General features: G+C 71.2%; 4 protein-coding genes. All 4 read right to left on the bottom strand.

Features of this window, described 5'->3' with window-relative positions; translation table 11 throughout:
- Positions 1 to 33 precede the first annotated feature (33 nt).
- A complete protein-coding gene (locus tag ACWGH4_RS31845; RefSeq protein WP_453467000.1) occupies positions 34 to 447 on the bottom strand; it encodes a DUF3151 domain-containing protein in 414 nt (137 codons plus the stop codon).
- Between the two features lie 78 nt (positions 448 to 525).
- Positions 526 to 1,986, bottom strand: coding sequence for an MFS transporter (locus ACWGH4_RS31840; protein WP_453466998.1), 1,461 nt, complete (start codon positions 1,984 to 1,986; stop codon positions 526 to 528).
- An 84-nt stretch (positions 1,987 to 2,070) separates the two neighbouring features.
- Complete coding sequence (locus tag ACWGH4_RS31835; RefSeq protein ID WP_453466996.1) at positions 2,071 to 3,225, bottom strand: MalY/PatB family protein; 1,155 nt, start codon at positions 3,223 to 3,225, stop codon at positions 2,071 to 2,073.
- Positions 3,226 to 3,300: 75 nt separating this feature from the next.
- Positions 3,301 to 4,323 carry a class II fructose-bisphosphate aldolase gene (gene fbaA / locus ACWGH4_RS31830; protein ID WP_453466994.1) on the bottom strand — a complete coding sequence of 341 codons (1,023 nt, stop codon included), beginning with the start codon at positions 4,321 to 4,323 and terminating at the stop codon, positions 3,301 to 3,303.
- Positions 4,324 to 4,519: the final 196 nt, after the last annotated feature.

Below are 4,519 nucleotides of genomic sequence, written 5' to 3'. Positions count from 1 at the left end.
GTCACGGCGGGGGCAGGCCCCCGCCGTGACGGTTCAGCTCAGCGTCTCCGCGGCGGTCTGTGAGGAGTCACGCAGGAACGTGGTGCAGCGCTCGTGCTCGTCCTTCTCGCCGATCGCCCCGGCGGCACGGGCCAGCGCGTTCAGCGCGCGCAGGAAGCCGCGGTTGGGCTCGTGCTCCCACGGCACCGGGCCGTGGCCCTTCCAGCCGTTGCGGCGCAGCGCGTCGAGGCCGCGGTGGTAGCCGGTGCGCGCGTAGGCGTACGACTCGACGACGCTGCCCCGCTCGAAGGCGTCGTCGGCCAGCTGCGCCCAGGCGAGCGAGCTGGTCGGGTACTGGGCCGCGACCTCGGCGGCGGGCGTGCCGCCGGCCAGGAGCTCACGCGGTCCGGGCTCGTCGGGCAGATGGGTCGGGGGAGGCCCCCCGAGCAGGTTCTCGTGGATCGACATGGCCCCCAGTCTCACAGGTCGGGCCCCCTTCCGTGGCCAACGGCCGAAGGTCGGCCGTTGTGCGGTCACGAGAGCGGGTCAGCGCTTCGGTTCCGCCTGCGGCTCGAGCGGCGGCGCGGCGACCCCGCAGTTGACCTTGCACTCCGGGTGGCACACGTCCGCGCCCTTCGGCGGCACCCGCACCGTCCCCCATGCGATCAGGGCACCGGCCACCAGGACCCCCGCGCACATCGGGATCGCGAGCCGGAACGCCTCGTCGAACGCCGTCGCCGAGCGGTAGGCCTCGGGGCCCATGCCGGCGAGCAGCGGCAGGGCGGCCACCGCGATCAGGCCCGCGGCCCGGGCCGCCGCGTTGTTGATGCCGCTCGCGATGCCCGCCCGGCCGGTCTCCACGGACGCGAGGACGGTCGAGGTCAGCGGGGCGACCAGCGTGACCATGCCCAGGCCCATGACCAGCATGGCGGGCAGCACGTCCACGAGGTACGACGCGTCCGCGCCGACCCTGAGCGTCAGCATCATGCCGACGGCGCAGAGCAGCGGGCCGGCGGTCAGCGGGATACGCGGGCCGATGCGATCACCCAGCTCCCCGGAGCGGGCGGACAGCAGCAGCATCAGCACGGTGGTCGGCAGCAGTGCCGCTCCCGCGCCGAGGGCCGTGTACCCGGCCACGACCTGGAGCTGGAGCGCGACGAGGAAGAAGAACCCGCCGAAGGCGGCGTACACGCAGAGCGTCACCAGGTTCACGGCGGTGAACTGGCGGATCCGGAAGAGGGACAGCGGCAGCATCGGCTCCGCCGTACGCCGCTCGACCAGCACGAACGCGGCTCCCACGCACGCGCCGGCGAGCCCCGCCCACACGGTCTTGTCGATGAGCGCGTACGTCACGAGCCCGAGCGCCGCCGCGCACAGGGCCGCGCCCAGGACGTCGAACCGGCCGGTCGCCCTCGGATCGCGGGACTCCGGTACATGGCGCAGCGCCACCGGTACGCACAGGACGGCCAGCGGCACGTTGAGCAGGAAAACCCAGCGCCAGCCCGGCCCGTCGACCAGCCAGCCGCCGACGAAGGGCCCGATCGCCGCGCCGACGCCGCCGAGCCCCGACCACAGGCCGACGGCCCGCGACCGGTCGTCCGGGTGGAAGCTCGCCTGGATCAGGGCCAGCGATCCGGGAGTGAGCAGGGCGCCTCCGATGCCCTGGAGGGCGCGGGCGGCGACCAGCACACCGCCGTTGGGCGCGATCCCGCAGAGCAGGGAGCCCAGGGCGAACCAGACGACGCCGAGGACGAAGATCCGGCGGCGCCCGTACCGGTCGCCGAGTGCCCCGCCGAGCAGGATCAGCGCAGCCAGCGTCAGCATGTAGGCGTTGACGGTCCACTGGAGGACACCCAGGTCTGCGTCGAGGTCCCTGCCGATGCGGGGCAGTGCGACGTTGACGACGGTGGAGTCGAGCAGTGCCATGCCGGACCCGAGGACGGTCGTCAGGACCACCCAGCGGCCCGTGGCGGATGTCAGCCTGATGTCCCCCGGACTCGTGCCCATACGGGGATCATCGCAGCCGCTTCACGAGGCTACGACCCGAAAGCCCGTGTCCCCGCCGGGAGCCCTCGGGCTTCCGGCGGGCGCTCAGGTGACGCGGCGGAGCGCCCTGATCAGGGCGTCCGCGCCGCGTTCCGCCTTGCTGCGCGGACAGCCGACGTTCAGACGGACGAAGCCCTCGCACCCGTAGACCGCTCCGGGCATGATCGCGACCTTCTCCCGTTCCACGAGCTCACGCTGTAGCACCGCGTCCTCGGTCCGGGAGCCGATGCCGAGCGGGCGAAGGTCGATCCACGCGAGGTAGCCGGCCTGCGGCGGCTTCCAGCCGAGCTGCGGGAACGCCGCGCCGAGCCGGTCGGCGAGCATCCGCAGGTTGCCGGCCACATAGGCGTTGAGGTCGTCCAGCCACGGTCCTCCACGGCGGTAGGCGGCGATGTGCGCGGTCAGCGACAGCACGGCGGGCGACGCGAGTCCCTCGCCGGTCTCCATCCGGCGCACGAACCCGGCATGGTCGGCGGGGTCGCCGATGATGCCGTACGAGCCACTCAGGGCGGGGAAGTTGAACGCCTTGGTACCGGAGGTGATCAGGGCCCAGCGGCCGGTGCCGTAGCGGGTCCAGGGCAGGTGCACCCCGTCGCGTACGAAGTCGGCGTGGATCTCGTCGCTGACGACCGCGACGCCGTACCGTGCGGCAAGCTCGGCGGTCCGGGTGAGCTCGTCGTGCGTCCACACCCTGCCGGTGGGGTTGTGGGGCGAGCAGAGCACCAGCACCTTGCTGTCGGGCCGGGCGAGCTGCCGTTCCAGTGCCTCGTCGTCCCCGACGGGCACTCCGCGCAGCTCCCGGCCCAGACCGGTGATCGCCTTGATGAAACCGTCGTACGTGGGGGTGTGGACGACCACGCCGTCGCCGGGTCCGGTCCACATCCGCAGCAGCTGGGAGAGCTGGTTGAGCACGGAGGGCGCGTACACGACGCGGTCGGTGTCGATGTCCGTGCCGTACCGGACGGCGAACCAGTGACGGATGGCGGAGAGGAAGTCCTCGTTCCGCCAGTCGGTGTAGCCGAAGACTCCGTGCGCTACTCGGTCACGGAGGGCGTCGAGGACCACGGGAGGGGAGGGGAAGTCCATGTCGGAGATGGTGAAGGGCAGCAAGCCGTCGGTTCCGAACCGGTCGGCCACACCGTCCCACTGCACACTCCAGGTGCCCCGGCGGTCGACGACCGCGTCGAAGTCGAAGCTCATGATTCCCCTCCCTGGGGACACACCGCGGGCCCGGCGCCCGCGAGGGGGGTGCCGGGCCCGTGGTGAGGCGGCTACTTACTTGATCTTGGTGCCGGTGGAGCGCAGGGCCGCGCAGGCCTCCGTGACACGGGTGGCCATGCCGGCCTCGGCGAGCTTGCCCCAGGTGCGCGGGTCGTAGGTCTTCTTGGAGCCGACCTCGCCGTCGACCTTCAGGACGCCGTCGTAGTTCTTGAACATGTGGTCCACCACCGGACGCGTGAAGGCGTACTGGGTGTCGGTGTCGAGGTTCATCTTCACGACGCCGTTCTCCAGGGCCGTGGCGATCTCCTCCGCGGTCGAGCCCGAGCCGCCGTGGAAGACGAAGTCGAACGGGTCGGCCTTGCCGTACTGGGCGGAGACACCCGCCTGGAGGTCCTTCAGCAGCTCGGGGCGGAGCACGACGTTGCCCGGCTTGTAGACGCCGTGCACGTTGCCGAAGGACGCGGCCAGCAGGTAGCGGCCCTTCTCGCCCAGGCCCAGGGCCTCGGCGGTGCGCAGCGCGTCGTCGACGGTGGTGTAGAGCTCGTCGTTGATCTCGTGCGAGACACCGTCCTCCTCGCCGCCGGTCGGGGTGATCTCGACCTCGAGGATGATCTTCGCGGCGGCGGCCTGCGCCAGCAGTTCCTGGCCGATGGCCAGGTTGTCGGCGAGGGTCTCGGCCGAGCCGTCCCACATGTGGGACTGGAACAGCGGGTTGCGTCCGGCCTTCACACGCTCGGCGGAGATGTCGAGCAGCGGACGTACATAGCCGTCCAGCTTGTCCTTCGGGCAGTGGTCGGTGTGCAGCGCGACGGTGATGTCGTACTTGGCGGCGACGATGTGCGCGAACTCGGCCAGGGCGACGGCGCCGGTGACCATGTCCTTGCTGTACTGGCCACCCAGGAACTCGGCACCGCCGGTGGAAATCTGGATGATGCCGTCGCTCTCGGCCTCCGCGAAGCCACGCAGTGCGGCGTGCAGGGTCTGGGACGAGGTCACGTTGATGGCGGGGTAGGCAAACTTGCCTGCCTTCGCCCGGTCAAGCATCTCGTTGTAGACCTCGGGAGTCGCGATGGGCATATGTCCGCTCCTTGTGATGTGCGGGTATGTGGTACGGGGGGCCGGGGTGCGTCCCCGGTGAACCCAGTGCCCTGACCTTGGGCGACGTCATCGTCGCGGCCTATCTTTCCAGACTCCCGCCCCGGGTCCACCATGCCTGCCCCGCCTGCATGGCGAAGGGGCGGGGGGTTTTGAGGGGTAAACCAACCCCCCTAGG

Source organism: Streptomyces sp. NPDC054847, assembly GCF_053610925.1.
The sequence above is the reverse complement of the archived record's forward strand: the minus strand, read 5'-3'. Positions and strand labels throughout refer to the sequence as shown.

Bases quoted from the DNA above. Each gene is read 5' to 3' on its own strand.
- ACWGH4_RS31845 (WP_453467000.1), bottom strand. From the start codon at position 447: ATGTCGATCCACGAGAACCTGCTCGGGGGGCCTCCCCCGACCCATCTG.
- ACWGH4_RS31835 (WP_453466996.1), bottom strand. From the start codon at position 3,225: ATGAGCTTCGACTTCGACGCGGTCGTCGACCGCCGGGGCACCTGGAGT.
- fbaA (WP_453466994.1), bottom strand. From the start codon at position 4,323: ATGCCCATCGCGACTCCCGAGGTCTACAACGAGATGCTTGACCGGGCG.
- ACWGH4_RS31840 (WP_453466998.1), bottom strand. From the start codon at position 1,986: ATGGGCACGAGTCCGGGGGACATCAGGCTGACATCCGCCACGGGCCGC.